The sequence below is a fragment of the Streptomyces longisporoflavus genome (assembly GCF_014649775.1).
Taxonomy (GTDB): domain Bacteria; phylum Actinomycetota; class Actinomycetes; order Streptomycetales; family Streptomycetaceae; genus Streptomyces; species Streptomyces longisporoflavus.
Window position 1 is genome coordinate 1 of the sequence record NZ_BMTR01000004.1, and the last position, 17,735, is coordinate 17,735.

Genomic DNA, 17,735 nt, shown 5'->3' on the forward strand with positions numbered 1-17,735 from the left:
CCCGGGCAAGCAGCCGCGCACTCCGGTCCACTGCCCGGCTACACCACTTCATGGGACGCCATCCCGAAGGGCCATCGGCGCAGCCGACGCGCAGCGCAGCGGAGCGCCCTTTACGCCCGGCCCGGAACCGCCAAACTCCGGAGAACCGGACGGCACCGGCAACCGACACCAACACCGGACCAGCACAGCACCCTGTCACGACTTCACAGCGCCGCACCATGGGCCAACTCGCGACGCCCCACGACCAGGCCCATCGGGAACCCAGCACCACACCAACGCCCCCACGGCCCGGAGCGAAGACACGCACGTCAGCCCGCACGCACGCCAAGTCGCCAAGTCGCCAAGTCGCCGAGTCGGGCTGCGGGCCAGCGCAGAACGGCCCGCCGATCTGAGTCACCGGGGCAGCAACCCCGCCCCGCACAACTCACCCGCCGCCCCCCGCAGATGGTCCGCCAGTGCTTCCGTCGCCGGCGTCGTGGGGCCCGTATGCGCGCTGCGGGCCAAGAGGTGGTGGCGTTGGGCCCAGGGGTCCTGCAGGGGGCGTACGTCCAGGGGCTGGGCGGGGTCGATCACGCGGCGCGGGACGATGGCGAGGCCCACGCCTGCGGCGGCCAGGGCAAGCAGAACGCCGAGGTTGGCGACCGTGGTGCGATAGCGCACGACCGGCGCGTGCGGCCCGACGTGCCTCTCGATCCAGCGGCGCAGCGAGGCCTCGGGGTCGAGCCCGACGAGCGGATGCTCGGCCGCCTCGCTGTAGGTCAGCGACGTACGACCCGCGAGGACGCCACCGACCTGGCCGACCACCACGAGGGAGTCGTCGCCGAGGGGTTCCATGGCCAGACCGCAGTCGCGTGCCTCGTCATCGAGGACGATGCCCAGGTCCGCCTCCCCGTCGGTCAGCATCCGCACGATCTGCGGAGTGCGGTGTTCCGAGACCCTGACGTCGACGTCCGGGTGGGCCCTGAGGAACGAGACGAGGGCCTGCGGTACGAGCCTGTGCACCGCGGAACCGCCGGCGAGGAGAGTCACGGGCGCGGTCGGGGAGCGCGTATAGCTGGCGACGGCGCTTTCGAGCCTGACCGTCTGGGCAAGCACCTCGCGCGCGTGCCGGGCCAGCGTGGTCCCCGCCGGGGTGGGGCGAACGCCCCTCCTGCCGCGGATCAGCAGCGCCACCCCGGCCTGCTGTTCGAGGGAGCGGACCCTGGCGCTGGCCGACGGCAGGCTCAGATGCATCCGGCGAGCGCCCGCCGTGATCGACCCCTCCGTCACCGTGTCGAGAAAGAGCCGCAGGTCGTCCAAGTCGTAGCGCACCAGGCCAGCCTAGGGCCTAGCCTTAGGCCCAGCCTTAGGCTAGGTACGTTGATTACGCATTGTGGACCTCCCCCTCGCCGGGCGATGCTCGGCGGGTGCCGGAGATTCTGCTCGTCCTCCTCGCAGGTCTCGCCGCCGGAGCGCTGAACTCCGTCGGCGGCGGAGGCACGTTCGTGGCGCTGCCCGCCCTGGTCGCGGTCGGCCTGTCCCCGGTGACGGCGAACGCGTCGTCGACCATCGCCCTGGTGCCGGGAGCCGTGGCCAGCGGATGGGTCTACCGGCGTGAAATCGCCCCGGTCGGGGGGACATCGCTGACCGCCCTCACAACGGTCAGCGTGGTCGGGGGCGGACTCGGCGCCACCCTGCTCCTCACCCTCCCCGCGGCCTCGTTCGACGCCGCGGTGCCGTGGCTGCTCGCCTTCGCCACGGCGGTCCTCGCCTTCGGCCGTCGCCTCTCCCGCACGATCAGCAGCACACTCGGCCGCGAGATCGGCATGAGTCCGCGCGCCGTCCTGATCGGCCAGTTCCTGCTCGCGCTGTACGGCGGATACTTCGGCGGAGCCGTAGGCATCATGATGTTCGCCCTGTGGGGCATCGGCCTCGGGCTCGACGCCGCTGTCAGCAATCCGATGCGCATCACCCAGATCGCGGCCATCAACCTCAGTGCGACCGCGCTGCTCCTCGTCGCCTCGGACGCGCTGAGCACTCCGCTCGTCCTCGGCGCCATGTTCGCCGGCGCCCTCGCGGGCGGCTTCGCCGGTGCCCACTTCGCCCGCCGCCTCTCCGCGCGGCTGCTGCGCAGCGTCATCCTCACCACCGCCGTCACGATGACCGTCCTCTACTTCGTACGCGGCTGAGGCGGATCGCATGGCGGACGGGGTAAGGAGGATGGACCAGACGGACCAGACGGACCAGACGGACCAGACGGACCGGACGGACCGGACGGACCAGGTGGACCAGACGGACCAGGTGGACCGGACGGACCAGGCCGCGCAGGATGGCAAGGACTCCGGTGTGGTCGGCGACCCGCCGTACACGGACGCGGCCCTCGCGCGTCTCGCGATGGCCCAAGAAGCATGCGAACTGGCCAGACTCGCGCGTGCCGCCGTACCGATCGGCGAGCACGAGCTGCGCCCCGACGGTACCGTCCGCTCCCCCGGCGCCGTTCTGGCCGGCGCCGCCGACGTGCTCCGGGCGGCGTACCGGTTCTTCGAGGCTGCCGCCGTGTGCGAGCGCACCGGCGGCGCGAGTTGGCAGCTCGTCGGAGATGTCCTGGGCGTGGAGGCGCAGACCGCACAGGCACGTTTCGCCGCGGCGGAGTCCTCCTTCGCGGAGCAACTGCGCTCCCCCGCGGACCCCGGCGAAGGCGAGAACCCCGGCGGGCCCGGCTGGTGGCGGGCCTACACGGCGGGCAACCCCCTCGAAGCCGCGCTCGACCTCGACGACTGGGTCCTGCGTCACGAGGACGGGGACAGGTACGGGGACAGGTACGGGGACGGGTACGGGGACAAGTACGGGGACAGGTACGGGGACGGCGACCTCGGCACCGCACCCGTCTCCGGCGGTCTGGCTCGGCTCTCCGACGGTCCGGCGCGGCGGGACCGGCGTCATCACGGGTGAGAACCGGACCCCGCGCACCGGCCGCATTCCGCCCCTCCGCCCCTCCCCCCAACAACAGCGCTGCCGGGGCGAGTTGACGCCACCTGGGTCGACGCCCGCCCGCCGGGCAGCCTCAAGTCCCGGTGATTGACAGGTGAATAGCAGCCGAATTCCACCCGTATCGGTAATCGAACAGACCTCATACTCTGTGAGGCGCACGCGCGGGGGATCACCGGGAGTACACCCGGGGGATCACCGTCCGTCTTCCACGGAGGTTGTCGATGTCTGCGTTATCTGCGTCGTCCGAGTTGCCTGGGTTGTCTGAGCTGTCTGAGGGGATCTACCTGCTCAAGAACGAGGAGAGCGGGCTCTACGCGGGAGTGCGGGGCGCCAAGACAGCACAGAGCGTGCCGATCGTGCAGCAGGAGCTGCTCCCGCAAGGGCCCGCCCGCTACAGCCAGTTGTGGCATCTGCGGCCCAACGCCGCCGAGGAGGGCGCCTGGACGCTGCAGAGCATCCACAGCACCTTGCGCATGGACGTCATGACGGGCCGCGACCGCGCAGGCTCCCCCGTGCAGCAGTGCCCGGGCGAGACCCGGCGCGACCTGCTGGTGTCCCAGCTGTGGCGGCCGGTGGACATCGGCGACGGCCGGTACACGCTGGTCAACGTGAACAGCGGCCACCTGCTGTCCGTCCACGACGACAGCAGCTCGCCGGACGCCGCCCTGGAGCAGGCGCCCAAGCCCGCCCTCGGCCCCCGCACCGCCCAGCAGTGGATCCTGGAGCGGGTGCCCGGGCGCGGCGAGACCAAGGCGTTCGACGCGCTGACGGCCATCGTGGTCTCCTCCAGCGGCGGCGTCCTCGGCTCGGTCCTCGGTTCCCTGAGCGGCGTGACCAAGAGGGCGCTCGACGCGGGCGGCGGAATCTTCGAGGCGGCGGCCAAGGCGATCCCGGACAGCGACACACCGTACGTACGCTTCGACGGATTCCGCGGGGACGAGTTCATCCGCTTCTCGAAGCGGCGCGGCATCGAGGCAGGCCCGCGGAAGATCGCCGAGCAGTTCCCGCACCTGCCCAAGCCGTTCAGCGAGGGCTTCGACGCCGTCGGTCCGGCCCATGAGCGCAGCGGTCACACCTACCTGGGCTTCGCACAGGACCAGGCCATCGAGTTCTCCGACAGGAGCCACGGCCCCGTCCACGACACCGACCACATCCTGCACCACGAACTCCTGGAGGCAGTCGGCGAGTTGTGCGACGTCACCGGCTTCGGCGCCGAGGGCGGGAAGCTCTACGTCCTCGGCCGCAAGGACAGCTGTGTCATGGACCCAGCGTCGGTCGACCCGGCGCGTGGCTCCATGCACCAGCAGTTCCTGCTGACGGCGGCGCCCGAGGCCTTCGGGTTCGGCCCGGACGCTGCGAGCACGGCTGTCTCCGAGTCGACCGTCCACTACTTCCTCACCAAGGGCGACGAGTTCGTCGTCGTCTCCGAGGACAAGCTGATCCAGGGCCCGGCCAGGCTCACCGAGATCTACCCGTTCCTGGACGGCCTCTGGATGTAGCCGCCGTCCGGCCCCCGGTCCGCCGGCGTCCGCACCCCGGACGCCGGCGCGCCGCCCCTATCCCGCCGCTTCCCCCAGCGCATCGAGCACCGGACGGATCAGCGGATGCTCCTCCGCCCCGCAGCGGACCGCCGCGAACACCCGGCGGGTGGGGGCCACGCCGTCCACCGGGCGGATCACCACCCCCGACACGTCCATGCCGCGCAGCGCCGACCGGGGCACCAGGGCCACTCCGGCGCCCGCCGATGCAAGGGCGACCACGGCCCGGAAATCGTCCGACCAGTGTTCGAGCAGGGGCTGGAAACCCGCCGCCTCGCAGGCGAGTATCACCACGTCATGGCAGGGGTTGCCGGCGAAGGGGCCGATCCACGCGTCCTTGGCCAGCTCCGCGAGCGGCACCCGCTCCAGGTCCGCGAGGCGATGCGTCTCGGGAAGCACCGCGTCGAACGGCTCCGCGTACAGCGGGACCCGCGTCAGGCGCGGATCGTCGGCTCCCGGCGCGCCCCGGTACTCCACCGCCACGGCGACGTCCACCTGGCGGTCGAGGACCATCGGCAGGCTCGCGTCGCCCTCCGCGTCCTGGACCCGTACGCGTATTCCCGGCGCGCCGGACGCGAGGCGGGCCAGGGCGGGGCCGACCACCAGGGCGATCCCCGTGGCGAAGGACGCCACGGTCACCGTCCCTGCCGCGCCCGAGCTGTACGCGGCGAGCTCCGCCTCGGCCCTCTCCAGCTGGGCGAGGACCGCGTTCGTGTGGGCCAGCAGGATCTCGCCCGCCGGGGTCAGCCTGACCCCGCGGGCGCCCCGCTCGACCAGGCGGTGGCCGGTCTCCTGCTCCAGGGCGGTCAGCTGCTGGGAGACCGCGGAGGGGGTGAGATACAGCGCGGCGGCAGCGGCCGTGACCGTGCGGTGGTCGGCCACCGCACGGAGGATGTGCAGCCGCCGCGCTTCGATCATGAGGTCGATTCTCCCAAACCGCGGGCCTCACCGACACCGGCGGTCCGGCTGAGCCCCCAAGGGCTCCGGGGCCCCCGCCCGCGCACGGGCCCCCTGCCCGCACACGACGGGACCCGCGGACACACCGGTCGCCCTCAGGCGTCCAGCTCCGCGCGGGCCGCCACGAAGGCGTCCACCGCGCGGTTCACGTCGTCCGTGGAGTGCGCGGCCGACAGCTGGACGCGGATACGGGCCGCGCCCTGCGGCACCACGGGGTACGAGAAGCCGATCACGTACACGCCGCGCTCCAGGAGGAGCTCGGCCATCCGTCCCGCGACGGAGGCGTCGCCGATCATCACCGGGGCGATCGCGTGGTCGCCCGGCAGGATGTCGAAGCCCTCCTCCGTCATCCGCGAACGGAAGAGCGCCGTGTTCGCGGCGAGCCGTTCGCGCAGTTCGCCCGCCGACTCCAGGAGGTCGATGACCTTGAGCGAGGCCGCCGCGATCACCGGGGCGAGGGTGTTGGAGAAGAGGTACGGGCGCGAGCGCTGGCGCAGCAGCGCGACGATCTCCGCGCGGGCGGCCACGTAGCCGCCGGAGGCGCCGCCGAGCGCCTTGCCGAGGGTGCCGGTGATGATGTCGACGCGGTCCATGACGCCGTGCAGCTCGGGGGTGCCGCGACCGCCGGGGCCGACGAAGCCGACGGCGTGCGAGTCGTCGACCATCACCATCGCGTCGTAACGCTCGGCGAGGTCGCAGATCTCCCGCAGCGGCGCGACGTACCCGTCCATGGAGAAGACGCCGTCGGTGACGATCAGCTTCCGGCGTGCGCCGCCCTCGGCGGCCTCCTTCAGCTGCTGCTCCAGGTCGGCCATGTCGCGGTTGGCGTACCGGAAGCGGCGGGCCTTGCTCAGGCGGATGCCGTCGATGATCGAGGCGTGGTTGAGCGCGTCCGAGATGACCGCGTCCTCGGCGCCGAGCAGCGTCTCGAAGACTCCGCCGTTGGCGTCGAAGCAGGAGGAGTAGAGGATCGTGTCCTCCTGGCCGAGGAAGGCGGAAAGGCGCCCCTCCAGCTCCTTGTGCACCTCCTGCGTGCCGCAGATGAAGCGCACGGACGCCATGCCGTAGCCCCAGCGGTCCAGGGCCTCGTGCGCGGCGGCGATGACCTCGGGGTGGTCGGCGAGGCCGAGGTAGTTGTTCGCGCAGAAGTTCAGTACGTCGCCGGGGCGGCCTCCCGCGGTGACGGCGACCGTGGCGGACTGCGGGGTGCCGATGACACGCTCGGGCTTGTGCAGGCCCGCGGCGCGGATCTCGTCGAGGGTGGTGCGCAGATCGTCGCGTACGGAGTCGAACATGCTTGAATCCTTTGGGAGTTGAGCGGTGCGGCCGAGGAGGTTCAGGAGGTCCAGTCGAGGATGACCTTGCCGCCGCGGCCGCTCGCCGCGTCGTCGAAGGCCGCCTCGAAGTCACGGTGGCCGTAGCGTCCCGTGATCACCGGAGCGAGGTCGAGGCCGCCTTCGAGCAGCACGGACATGGAGTACCAGGTCTCGAACATCTCGCGGCCGTAGATGCCCTTGATCGTGATCATGGAGGTGACGATCCGGGACCAGTCGACGGCGAAGTCCTCGGACGGCAGGCCGAGCATGGCGATCTTGCCGCCGTGCGTCATGTTGGCGAGCATGTCGCGCATCGCGACGGGGTTGCCGGACATCTCCAGGCCTACGTCGAAGCCCTCGCGCAGGCCCAGTTCTCGCTGCCCCTCGGCGATCGGGGTCTCGGCGACGTTCAGCGCCAGGCTCGCGCCGACCTTGCGGGCGAGTTCGAGGCGCTCTTCGCTGATGTCGGTGATGACGACGTTGCGGGCGCCCGCGTGCCGGGCCACGGCCGCGGCCATCAGGCCGATCGGTCCCGCGCCGGTGATCAGGACGTCCTCGCCGACCAGCGGGAAGGACAGGGCGGTGTGCACCGCGTTGCCGAACGGATCGAAGATGGCGGCCACGTCGAGGTCCACGGGAACGCGGTGCACCCACACATTGGCGGCGGGCAGCGCGACGTACTCCGCGAACGCCCCGTCTCTGCCGACGCCGAGGCCGACCGTGGCGCGGCACAGGTGGCGGCGGCCCGCCTGGCAGTTGCGGCACTTGCCGCAGACGAGGTGGCCCTCGCCGCTGACCCGGTCGCCGGCCTTGATGTCCGCGACGTCGCGCCCGGTCTCCACGACCTCGCCGACGAACTCGTGACCGACGACCAGCGGTGCCGCGATCGCCTGCTGCGCCCAGCCGTCCCAGGCCCGGATGTGCAGATCGGTGCCGCAGATCCCGGTGCGGAGCACCTTGATCAGGACGTCCCCGTGGCCGATCACCGGCTCCGGTACGTCCATCAGCCGGAGTCCCGGCTCCGCCTTCTCCTTGACCAGCGCCTTCAACGCAGCGGCTCCTGTCGTACGTCGCTTCTTCCACCGACGACACAGGAATCTTCCCTACGGCGGCGCCCTGGTCCATCGAGGATTTCTTAAGCGCCGCCGCAGCTTTCCTTCAGGCCCGGACCGCAGCGGGGTCAGTCCCGCGTCTGCCCCCGCTCGAAGTAGGCCACGAGCTCCGGATCGAGGTCCGGCACCTCACGCGGCGTACCCCCGTCACGCAGCGACTGCGTGGCGCGCACGCCCGCCGCGACCGCCATCCGGGCCGCGACCGGCGACGTGTCGGTGCGGCCTCCCTCGCGCACGAAACGTACGAACTCGTCGATGAGCAGCGGGTCGGATCCGCCGTGCCCGCCCTCGTCCTGCTCGTCCGGCACCGGGTACTCGGCGTCCGCGTCGGCGCGGTAGCCCGAGCGCCGCGAGTTCCAGACCTTCACCACACCGCCGGGGCCGTCGCCGAAGTTCTCCAGGCGGCCCGCGTCCCCGATGACGGTGTAGTTGCGCCAGTAGTCGGGCGTGAAGTGGCACTGCTGGTACGAGGCGAGGACGCCGTTGTCGAGGCGCATGTTGACCAGCGAGACGTCCTCGACGTCGATGACCGGATTGAGGTCGCGCTGGGTGTGCGCCGGCCAGTAGCCGTCCTCGGTGTACCAGTCGTCGGTCTTCGGCTCGCCCGGCTGACGGCGGTGCGGGTTGTCCCCGTAGACCATGAGGTCGCCGAGCGCCTGCACCTGGCGGGTGTAGCCGCCCGCGAGCCAGTGCAGGACATCGATGTCGTGGGCGGCCTTCTGGAGCAACAGGCCGGTGGTGTTGCGGCGTTCGGCGTGCCAGTCCTTGAAGTACCAGTCGCCTCCGTAGGCGACGAAGTGGCGGACCCACACCGTCTTGACCTCGCCGATGTCACCCCGCCCGATGATGTCGCGCATCAGCCTGATGACGGGCATGTGGCGCATGTTGTGGCCTACGTAGAGGCGCGTTCCCGTCTCGTACGCGGTCCGCAGGATCTCGTCGCAGGCCTCGATGCCGATGTCCAGGGGCTTCTCCACGAAGACGGGCTTGTGCTCGCGCAGCGCCTCGCAGGCGAGCCGCGCGTGGGTGTGGTCGGGGGTGAGGATCACGAGGGCGTCGACGTCCGGGTCCTCGACGACCTTGCGGTGGTCGGCGGCTATCCGGGCATCGGGGAAGGCCGTGGCCGCCTCCGTCCGCGCGGTGGCGTCGTGATCGGCGAGCGCGATGACGCGGGAGCCCGCGCCGGGCCGGTGCGCGGTGCGGGCGAGCGAACCGCGCAGTCCGTAGCCGAGGACGCCGAGACGGAGGTCGGTCATGGTGTGCCTTTCCGTGCAAAAACCAGTGCGTGTGCGGATGTTGCCTATGTACGTGCAGGGTGCACGAGTACGTGGGAAAGCGCCACGGGTCCCGTGCCGGCGCGCTTGATCCTTATGTATCTGGCTTCCGTGTCCGTGTCGAGGAGTGTGGGGCGAAGTGCCCGTCCGTCGACGCGCACGGTCGTGGCGTCGGAGAAGTCCGCGGCCGTGGCCAGCTGGACGTCGAAGCCGGCCGTCGTCATGGACGCGTTGTTCCAGACCTCGACCTGTCCCACGCGCCGCACACCGCCGAGATCGACCTGCCACCACGCGCCCTGCTCGGACAGGGTGCGGGTGTCGGTGGAGGTGTCTCCGTCGATCGCGTACGCCGCCGGTCCCGCGCCGTCCGTGTCCGTGGAGGACTGGGAGGCGGTGCCGGCGCGGGCGAGGTCCGGCCTGAGCTGTTCCGGCGCCGCCCTGTGCGCGCCGGACCGGGTCGCCACGGCGAGCGCCTCCGGGGGCAGCCGGTCGAGCTTGGTGTGGTTGTCCCGCATCGTCGATCCGGTGCCGGTGAGGGCCGGGGCGTCGGTGTCGGTCCAGTTGCCGGTGGCGTGGTTCCGGATGCCGTAATCGGCCCAGTTGGAGACCCACTTGTAGCCGATGCGCGTGATGACGTTGCCTTCGACGCGGATGTACGAGGACTGCTCGTCGAGGTAGATGCCGTTGCCGTCACGCTCGGTGTTCTCGTAGGCGGAGCGGTTGATGTAGTTGCCGGAGACGACCGTGCCGGGCTGCGCGCCCTGGGTGTAGATGGCGCCGCCGTCGTGCTGGGCGTGCTCGACGCGCATCACGTTCGTGATCCGGTTGTTCGTGATCCGGTTGTCCCGCAGGACCGACTCCCGGGCCTCCGGCTGGTTCCAGCCCCAGCCGACGGAGATCCCCGAGTAGGGCAGGTCGTCGAGGGTGTTGTGGTCGACGGTGAGGCCGGCCTCGTAACCGGCCCAGATGCCCACGGCGTCGGTGTACTCGACGCCGGTGCGGCGGATCGTGTTGTACGCCACGGTGTTGCGCTCACCGGCGAGTTCCGCTGCCGGGCCGGGCTCGGTGTCGCCGACGTACACGGCGCCGGACGACAGGTCCGTGAAGCGGGAGCGGGTGACCGACGTGTCCTTGGTGCCTGCTTCGAGGATGATCCCGGCGCCGCCCAGCTGGCTGAACTCCGCGCCACTGACGGTCACATGACGGCCTCCGCGCACCGTGAGCGCCGCGCTCGGCTTGGTGTAGTGACGGCCCGCGTGGTCGACGGGGCCGCTCGCTCCGGTGAGGGTGAGTCCGGCCTGGGTGCCCGCGTAGCCCTCGTCCGTGGACGGCCGGCCGTACGCGGCATACGCGAAGCCGATGCCCTCCACGCGCAGGTCGTGGGCGCCGTCGACGACCATGAGCCGCTCGGTCGCCGGGGTGAGCACGCGCGCGTGCCGCATGTTCTCGCCCTTGCGCGGGAGGTAGGTGACGGTGCGCTCCCGCGCGTCCCACACGAACTCACCCGGCTCGTCGAGGAGTTCACGGGCGTTCTCGAAGTAGGCGACTCCGGAGTAGCGCGCCGAGTCGACGGTGGTGGAGTCCCAGGCCGGGCCCGTACGGTTCGTGCCGCTCGCGGAGTTGGTCCAGCAGGGCTGCGCGAAGGTGAGGCGGTCGCCTTCGACGCCCGTGATCCGGCAGTGGTAGTCGCGCCAGCGCACCTTGATGACGGCTTCCGCGCCGGTGGGCCGCTGCCACCGGGCGATACCGGTGGCCGTGGCGCCCGTCATGCCGGTCTTCGTCGCGTCACAGGTACTGGCCGCACAGGCCTCGCCCCGTGCCCGTACCGCCCTCCTTCCGTCGACGAACAGCTGGCGCGGGGTGACCCCTTCGGGGACATCGGCCGTCCAGGTGCCGTCGGTGCCCTTGGACCAGCCGGTCAGCGCCCGGCCGCCGGACAGGACGGGGCGGGCGCCGGGCGCGGCGGTCCAGGTGACGGTGTGCCCGTCGCGCCCGGAGTCGGCCGCGCCCAGCGTCAGCGGCTCGCTCAACTCATAGGTGCCGTCGGCCAGTTCAATGCGTACGTCCCGACCGTCGACGGTGCGTGCGGCGTCACGGGCTGCCTGCGGGGAGCAGGGGCGGGCGATGGTGCAGGACTTCCCCGCGCCACCGTCGGGAACCACGTGGAGGATCTTGGGGTTCGGGGCGGCTTGTGCGCTCTGCGGGGTAATGACGGCGCCGGCCGCCACCACCGCGAGGGCCGCCGCGACGATGCGCGGGCGCGTCCGTGTGCTCTGCCGCCGCCTCACTTCGCGACTCCCCAGTCCGGGTGGCCCGGCATCGGCGGGTTGTCGAGGTCGAACAGCCAGTGGTTCAGGAACGTGCCGACCGAGGAGTCGCCGGTGACCTCGACGGCGTTGTCGATGAAGTCGCGCGTAGAGGCGTTGCCGTGCCGGTGCTCGGTGAGCCACGACTTCATGACGGCCTCGAACTTCTCCTGCCCTATCCGCTGGTTGAGGGCGTAGAGGGAGACCGCGGCACCGTCGTAGATGTTGAAGCCGCCGAGCCCGGTGGGCTTGCCGGGCGGCCCGTCGGTCTTGCGGACCGCGTCGAGCTTGGCGTAGGCGGTCTTCATCTTCTCCTCGATGGGCTGGAAGCCCTTCCGGTCCGCCCACACGGCCGCGTAGTAGACGGCGGGTCCTTCGTTCAGCCAGGCGTCCTGCCAGGTGGCGGGCGTGACGGAGTCGCCGAACCACTGGTGGGTCAGCTCGTGGACCATGGTGGTCGAGTAGGTGGGCCGGTCGAACCAGGAGGGCCCGAAGAGCGAGAGAGTCTGGTTCTCCAGGGCGTCGCTGTACCCGTCCCGCACGATCTGCACCCCGTATGTGTCGAACGGGTAGCGCACCCCGAGAGTCTTCTCCAGCCAGGCAAGCTGCCCGCCGGTCTCCTCGGCGATGGGCCTGTACTTCGCCTCCTGGCCCTCGGGGACGAGATGGCGCAGCTTCACGCCGTGCGGGCCGCGTCCGTACAGGTAGGTCTGCTTGTTGACGGAGATGCCGAGGAGTTCGGGTGCCATGGGGGACTTGAGGGAGAAGTCCCAGGTCTTCTTCGGCACGGCGGACCCGACGGACCCGACGGACCCGACGGACCCGGCGGACCCGGCGGCTTCGCGGGTTCCGGTCAGATTGCCGTTGGCGGCGGGCGTCCAGCCGTCGGGGGCGGTGAGGTGGAAGGTCCAGGTGGCCTTGTCGGAGGGGTGGTCGTTGACCGGCGCGAAGGTGTCGGCGCGGGATGCCTGGGCGGCGGAGGCGAAGCCGCCGTCGGACATGTAGCGCCAGCCAGGCTGGCCGACCGGCTTGGTCTTGCCGTTGCCGTGGTAGGTCAGTTCGACCTCGAAGGCGCGGCGATCGTGCAGTCCGCCGGCCGGTGTGACGGTGAGCTCCTGGCCACTCTGGCCGGGCCCGATCCGCCACGCGGCCTTCTTGCCGTTGACCTTGACGGCGTCGATGGCCGGCGAGTCGACGTCGAGATTGAAGGACGACAGGTCCCGGGTGGCTCTCGCCTTGATCTTCATGGTGCCGGTGAAGTCGTACGTCACCGGCGTGAAGTCGAAGGAGAGGTCGTAGTGGCGGACGTCGTAGCCGCCGTTGCCGAGCGTCGGGAAGAGCGGGTCACCGACGCCGTCCGCACCCGGGGCCGGATCGAAGGGCGCCGGGTCGAAGGGCGCCGCGTGGGCGTGCGCGGGGAGGGCGAGCGCGAGGGTGGCCGCCGCGGCTGCGGTCGCCGTCGCGGCGCGGAGGGTGCGAGTACTGCGGGCTCGGACGGTACGGGTGCTGCGAGCGCGGCCGGTGTGGAAGCTGCGAGCGCGTACGTTTCGGGTCCAGTTCTCAGCCATGGGGCCGCAACGTAGTAATCGCTTACTGTCAGCGTCAATACCTCCGATGTATCCAATGACCCTTTGGATACCCCGCACACAGGCCCTCGCCAGGCCGTCACCAGGACAGAAAGACGTAGAAAGATTCCCGGCCCTCTTGCGTGCCGTAGCAACCGCTTACATGCTGTCGCGGGATCACTCACCTCACCCGGCACAGCTCACGCAGCACTGCACAAACTCACGCCCCACTCCCCCACTCCCCCGCCCCATGCCCTGACACCCCGACGTCCTGACACCCCGACGCCTCACGGGAGTTCCCCATGCGCATGCCCCACTCCGGCTCCACCGGTCCACGACGCCGCACGATCCTCGCCGCGAGTGCCGCGTCAACCCTCCTGCCCCTCGCGGCGGGCGGCACGGCGCGGGCCGCTACGGGATCCACCCCGGGATCGGCCTCGGACGCTGACCCGTACGACACCCTCCTGGCCCGCGCGGCGACCCAGCTCACCGGCGGGGAGTTCGACGCCGCCGACCCGGATTTCGCGGCGGCGCTGAAGGTCCTGGACACCCAGGCGTCCGGCTGGTGGCGGGACTTGGACCGGTCGGCGGGCCGCACCGCCCTGTGGTCCGACCTCTCCCCCGCGAAGGAGCCGGGCAACTTCGGCCAGAGCTACACGCGCCTGCGCACCATCGCGATCGCCCGGGCCACTCCCGGCACATCCCTCAGCGACAGCACCGAAGTGGCCGATGCCCTGCTCGAAGCCCTGCGCTTCCTGCACGCCGACGCCTACAACACCACTCGCCCCGAATCCGGCAACTGGTGGTTCTGGGAGATCGGCGCGCCCCGCGCCCTGATGGACACCTGCGTACTGCTGCGGGAGAAGATCCCCGCGGCCGACCTGACGGCGTACGTCTCCACGGTGGCCAAGTTCGTCCCGAACCCGGACCGCCGCACGAACATCCCGACCCTGGCCGAGACGGGCGCCAACCGCGCCGACAAGGCCGTCATCGTGGCGCTGCGCGGACTCCTCGCACGCGACGCGGACACGCTCGCCCTGGCGCGCGACGGCCTGTCCGACGTACGGGACAAGGGCAAGAACAGCCTGTTCACCTACGTCACTTCGGGCGACGGGTTCTACGAGGACGGGTCGTTCGTGCAGCACGGCTCCGTCGCGTACACGGGGACGTACGGCAGTGTGCTGCTCGGCAGCGCCGGGCAGCTGATCGCGCTGCTCGCGGACTCCGACTGGGCCGTCACCGACCCCAAGACATCCGTGCTGTACGAGGCGGTGGAGCGGACCTTCTCGCCGGTGGTCTTCGACGGCCTGATGATGGACGCGCTGCGCGGCCGCGCCACCTCCCGCCAGAAGGCGCCGGACCACAAGGACGGCGCGGCGGCCCTCACCAACATCCTGCAACTGGCGGACGGCGCCCCGGCCGCCTACGCCGCACGCTGGCGCGCCCTGGCCAAGGGGTGGATACGCCGCAACAAGACCCACCCCTATCTGAGCCTGGTCGGCGTCCCCGCGATCGCCCGCGCCAAGGCGGTCATCGACGACGCCGCCGTACCGGCCGCCGACCGGCTCACCGGGCACTTCGCGTTCGCGGACATGGACCGGGTGGTGCACCGGCGCCCCGGCTGGGCCCTCACGCTCTCGCTCTCGTCGAAGCGCATCGCCGCGTACGAGGCGGGCAACGGCGAGAACCTGCACGGCTGGTACACCGGCGACGGCATGACCTACCTCTACGACGGCGACGACCTCGGGCAGTTCGGGGACGGCTTCTGGGCCACGGTCGATCCGTACCGCCTGCCGGGCACCACCGTGGACACCCGCGAGCGCACCGACATCGGCACCGGCGGCGGCACGGGGACCTACGTACCGAAGAACGCCGTCGCGGGTGGTGCGGCGCTCGACGGCAGATACGGCGCCGCCGCGATGGAGCTCCTGGCCGACGGCAGCACGCTGCGCGCCAGGAAGGCGTGGTTCTTCCTCGACAACGCGGTCGTCGCCCTGGGCGCGGACATCACCGCGAGCGACGGCCGGAGCATCGAGACGGTCGTCGAGAACCGCAATCTGTACGCGGACGGCGCGCCCCGGCTCACGGTCGACGGCCGGCGGCAGCCCTCGCGCACAGGCTGGTCGGCGTCCCTGCCCGGCGCCCACTGGGCCCATCTGGAGGGCACCGGCGGCTACGTCTTCCCCGACCACCCCGCACAGCCCTCCGAAGGCCGCGGCGGCGCTGGTCTCCACGCCCTGCGCGAGGAGCGGACCGGCACCTGGCGGGCGATCAACACCGGAGCTGACACCGGAGGCAGCACCACCCCGCTCACCCGCCGCTATCTGACCCTGTGGCTCGACCACGGCGTCTCCCCCGCCGCGTCCTCGTACGCCTACGTCCTCCTCCCCGGCGCGAGCGCCGCGGCGACCGCCGTCTGGTCCCACTCCCGGCCGGTCCGCATCGTCGCCAACCACGCCACGGCACAAGCCGTCGAGGCCCGCCGCCACGGTCTCGTCGCCGCGCACTTCTGGCAGCCGGGCAGCGCGGCCGGTCTCACGGCATCGGGTCCGTGCACCGTGGTCGTACGACGTGGCGCCGCCGGCATGTCCCTCGCCGTGGCCGACCCGGGCCGCACCGGCACGACCGTCACCCTGGAACTGCCCTTCCCCGTACGCGAGGTGGTCAGCGCCGACGACACGGTCACCGTCACACCGGGCCGCCGCGGCACCGTCACCGTCCGCGTCGCGGGCTCCCGCGGCCATACGCACACCGCACGCCTGCGCTGAGCAGCTGTTCAACGGACCACGACGAGGAAACACGGTTCCGCCATGCCCGCACCGCACCTGACCCTGCCGCCCACCGACCGCGTCCTGTCCCCGCTCACGGGCTGGACCCGGTCCCACTGGGAGGCGCTCGCCGACCGGCAGCTGGACGCGCTCGTCCCCTACGCCACGCCGAACTTCGCGCAGTTCCGGCTGCCGGGGCGCGGCAGTTGGTCGGGGGTGGTGTCGGACGGGCTCGAAGGCTACGCACGGTCATTCCTGCTCGCCTCTTTCCGGATCGCGGGGGCGGGCGGCGAGGTCGACCCCCACCTCCTGGAACGCTACGCGCAGGGTCTGACAACGGGCACGGACCGCGACGGCGCGGGCGGCGAGGCCTGGCCCGGACTCAGCGACTGCTCCCAGCAGATGGTGGAGGCCGCGTCGATCGCGATCGCCCTGCACGAGACCCGCCCCTGGATCTGGGACAAGCTCGACACCCGGGTCCAGGAGCGGGTCGTCGACTGGTTCTCCGGCTTCGTCGGCGGCAGGACGTGGGACAACAACTGGCGGCTCTTCCAGGTGGTGTCCGAGCAGTTCCTGGCCTCCGTGGGCGCCCCGTACAGCAAGGCCGACATCGACGGCGGCCTGGACCGCATCGAGGACTGGTACCGCGGCGGCGGCTGGTACACCGACGGCGACGGGCAGAACTTCGACTACTACATCGGCTGGGCGATGCATCTGTACCCACTGCTGTGGGCGCGCATGGCCGGCGAGGACGACGGGGGCCGCGCCGAGGTATACCGCGAGCGCCTCGCACAGTTCCTCGCCACATACCCGCACTTCTTCGGCGCCGACGGAGCCCCCGTCCACCAGGGCCGCTCCCTCACCTACCGCTTCGCGGCGACCGCCCCCGTCTGGATGGGCGCCCTCGCGAACTGCACGCCCCTGGCCCCCGGCCTCACCCGGCGCCTGGCCTCCGGCACCGCCCGGCACTTCGTGGAACGCGGCGTCCCGGACGAGCGGGGGCTGCTCCCGCTCGGCTGGTACGGGACGTTCCTGCCGGCCACCCAGGCCTACTCGGGTCCGGCGTCCCCGTACTGGGCCAGCAAGGGCTTCCTCGGCCTGCTCCTGCCCGCCGGGCACCCGGTGTGGACGGAACGCGAACTTCCGCTCCCCGTCGAGGAGTCCGACCAGTACACGGCGCTGCCCGAGCCCGGCTGGCTTCTGCACGGCACACGCCACGACGGCATCGTCCGCCTGGTCAACCACGGCAGCGACCACAACCCGCCGGAGGGCGAGGCCGCCGACGACCCGCACTACGCCAAGTTCGGCTACTCGACGGCGACGGCCCCCGAAACCGCCCCGCGCGCCTGGCACCGCAACGTGGACAACCACTTCGCCCTGCTCGCGCCGGACGGCACCGCGTCCCGCCGGCGCCGGATCCACCCGGTGCGCTGCGCGGGACGCACGGCCGTCTCGCGCCACGACGCGCTGCTGCCGGGCACGCGGGACGAGTTCCCGATTCTGACGACCAGCGTGCTGCACGGCCCGTGGGAGATCCGCGTCCACCGTGTCACGGCCCCACGGGGTGTGACGGTACGCGAGGGCGGCCACGCGGTGGCCGACGAGGCACAGCCGTACGCCGAGCAGGGGCCCGGCTGGGCCCTCACCCGCACGGAAACCGGACTGACCAGCGCCCTGGTGGCCCTCCACGGCTGGAACGAGGAGACGGGCATCGCCCGCGAGGTGGCGGCCAACGCCTACGGGCCGCACTCGGCGACGCCCTACCTGATGTCCACTGGGCATCCGGGCGGACCCGGCGTCCACGTCACGCTCGTCGCCCTGTCCGGGGACACCGTCCGCCCGGCGGCGTTGCGGGAGTCCATCGCGTGCACGGTGGAGGGCGTCACCGTCCACGTCCGCTTTTCCGACGGCACCGAGCTGGAGCTGTGA

Annotated in this window: 12 protein-coding genes; 5 read left to right on the forward strand and 7 right to left on the reverse strand. The window is 71.5% G+C overall.

Features of this window, described 5'->3' with window-relative positions:
• Positions 1 to 393: 393 nt before the first annotated feature.
• On the reverse strand, positions 394 to 1,311 hold the full coding sequence (locus IE226_RS09190; protein ID WP_190080581.1) for a LysR family transcriptional regulator: 918 nt from the start codon (positions 1,309 to 1,311) through the stop codon (positions 394 to 396).
• A gap of 95 nt (positions 1,312 to 1,406) precedes the next feature.
• Between IE226_RS09190 and IE226_RS09195 the strand changes: the two genes are divergently transcribed.
• The 3 genes from IE226_RS09195 to IE226_RS09205 all read left to right on the forward strand — a co-directional run bounded on the left by IE226_RS09195 (position 1,407) and on the right by IE226_RS09205 (position 4,469).
• Positions 1,407 to 2,168: a sulfite exporter TauE/SafE family protein gene (locus IE226_RS09195; protein WP_190080582.1), complete on the forward strand. Its 762-nt coding sequence runs from the start codon at positions 1,407 to 1,409 to the stop codon at positions 2,166 to 2,168.
• Between the two features lie 31 nt (positions 2,169 to 2,199).
• A complete protein-coding gene (locus IE226_RS09200; RefSeq protein WP_229870689.1) occupies positions 2,200 to 2,931 on the forward strand; it encodes a hypothetical protein in 732 nt (243 codons plus the stop codon).
• Positions 2,932 to 3,227: 296 nt separating this feature from the next.
• Complete coding sequence (locus tag IE226_RS09205; RefSeq protein WP_190080583.1) at positions 3,228 to 4,469, forward strand: RICIN domain-containing protein; 1,242 nt, start codon at positions 3,228 to 3,230, stop codon at positions 4,467 to 4,469.
• 57 nt (positions 4,470 to 4,526) lie between these two features.
• On the opposite strand, the gene IE226_RS09210 is transcribed toward IE226_RS09205, so the two are convergent.
• The 6 genes from IE226_RS09210 to IE226_RS09235 form a co-directional block, all read right to left on the reverse strand.
• Positions 4,527 to 5,426, reverse strand: coding sequence for a LysR family transcriptional regulator (locus IE226_RS09210; protein WP_190080584.1), 900 nt, complete (start codon positions 5,424 to 5,426; stop codon positions 4,527 to 4,529).
• Between the two features lie 134 nt (positions 5,427 to 5,560).
• Complete coding sequence (locus IE226_RS09215; RefSeq protein WP_190080585.1) at positions 5,561 to 6,760, reverse strand: glycine C-acetyltransferase; 1,200 nt, start codon at positions 6,758 to 6,760, stop codon at positions 5,561 to 5,563.
• 41 nt (positions 6,761 to 6,801) lie between these two features.
• Positions 6,802 to 7,830: an L-threonine 3-dehydrogenase gene (tdh, locus tag IE226_RS09220; RefSeq protein ID WP_190080586.1), complete on the reverse strand. Its 1,029-nt coding sequence runs from the start codon at positions 7,828 to 7,830 to the stop codon at positions 6,802 to 6,804.
• A gap of 131 nt (positions 7,831 to 7,961) precedes the next feature.
• A complete protein-coding gene (locus tag IE226_RS09225) occupies positions 7,962 to 9,149 on the reverse strand; it encodes a Gfo/Idh/MocA family protein (RefSeq protein ID WP_190080587.1) in 1,188 nt (395 codons plus the stop codon).
• 44 nt (positions 9,150 to 9,193) lie between these two features.
• Complete coding sequence (locus IE226_RS09230) at positions 9,194 to 11,455, reverse strand: galactose-binding domain-containing protein (protein WP_373306914.1); 2,262 nt, start codon at positions 11,453 to 11,455, stop codon at positions 9,194 to 9,196.
• Positions 11,452 to 13,041 (reverse strand): M1 family metallopeptidase, encoded by a 1,590-nt coding sequence (locus IE226_RS09235; protein ID WP_190080588.1) that lies wholly within the window; start codon positions 13,039 to 13,041, stop codon positions 11,452 to 11,454. Before IE226_RS09235 ends, IE226_RS09230 begins: the two co-directional genes overlap by 4 nt.
• Positions 13,042 to 13,340: 299 nt before the next feature.
• Here IE226_RS09235 and IE226_RS09240 point away from each other — a divergent pair, with 299 nt between their 5' ends.
• On the forward strand, positions 13,341 to 15,806 hold the full coding sequence (locus IE226_RS09240; protein WP_229870691.1) for a polysaccharide lyase 8 family protein: 2,466 nt from the start codon (positions 13,341 to 13,343) through the stop codon (positions 15,804 to 15,806).
• Positions 15,807 to 15,848: 42 nt separating this feature from the next.
• Positions 15,849 to 17,735, forward strand: coding sequence for a DUF2264 domain-containing protein (locus IE226_RS09245; protein ID WP_190080589.1), 1,887 nt, complete (start codon positions 15,849 to 15,851; stop codon positions 17,733 to 17,735).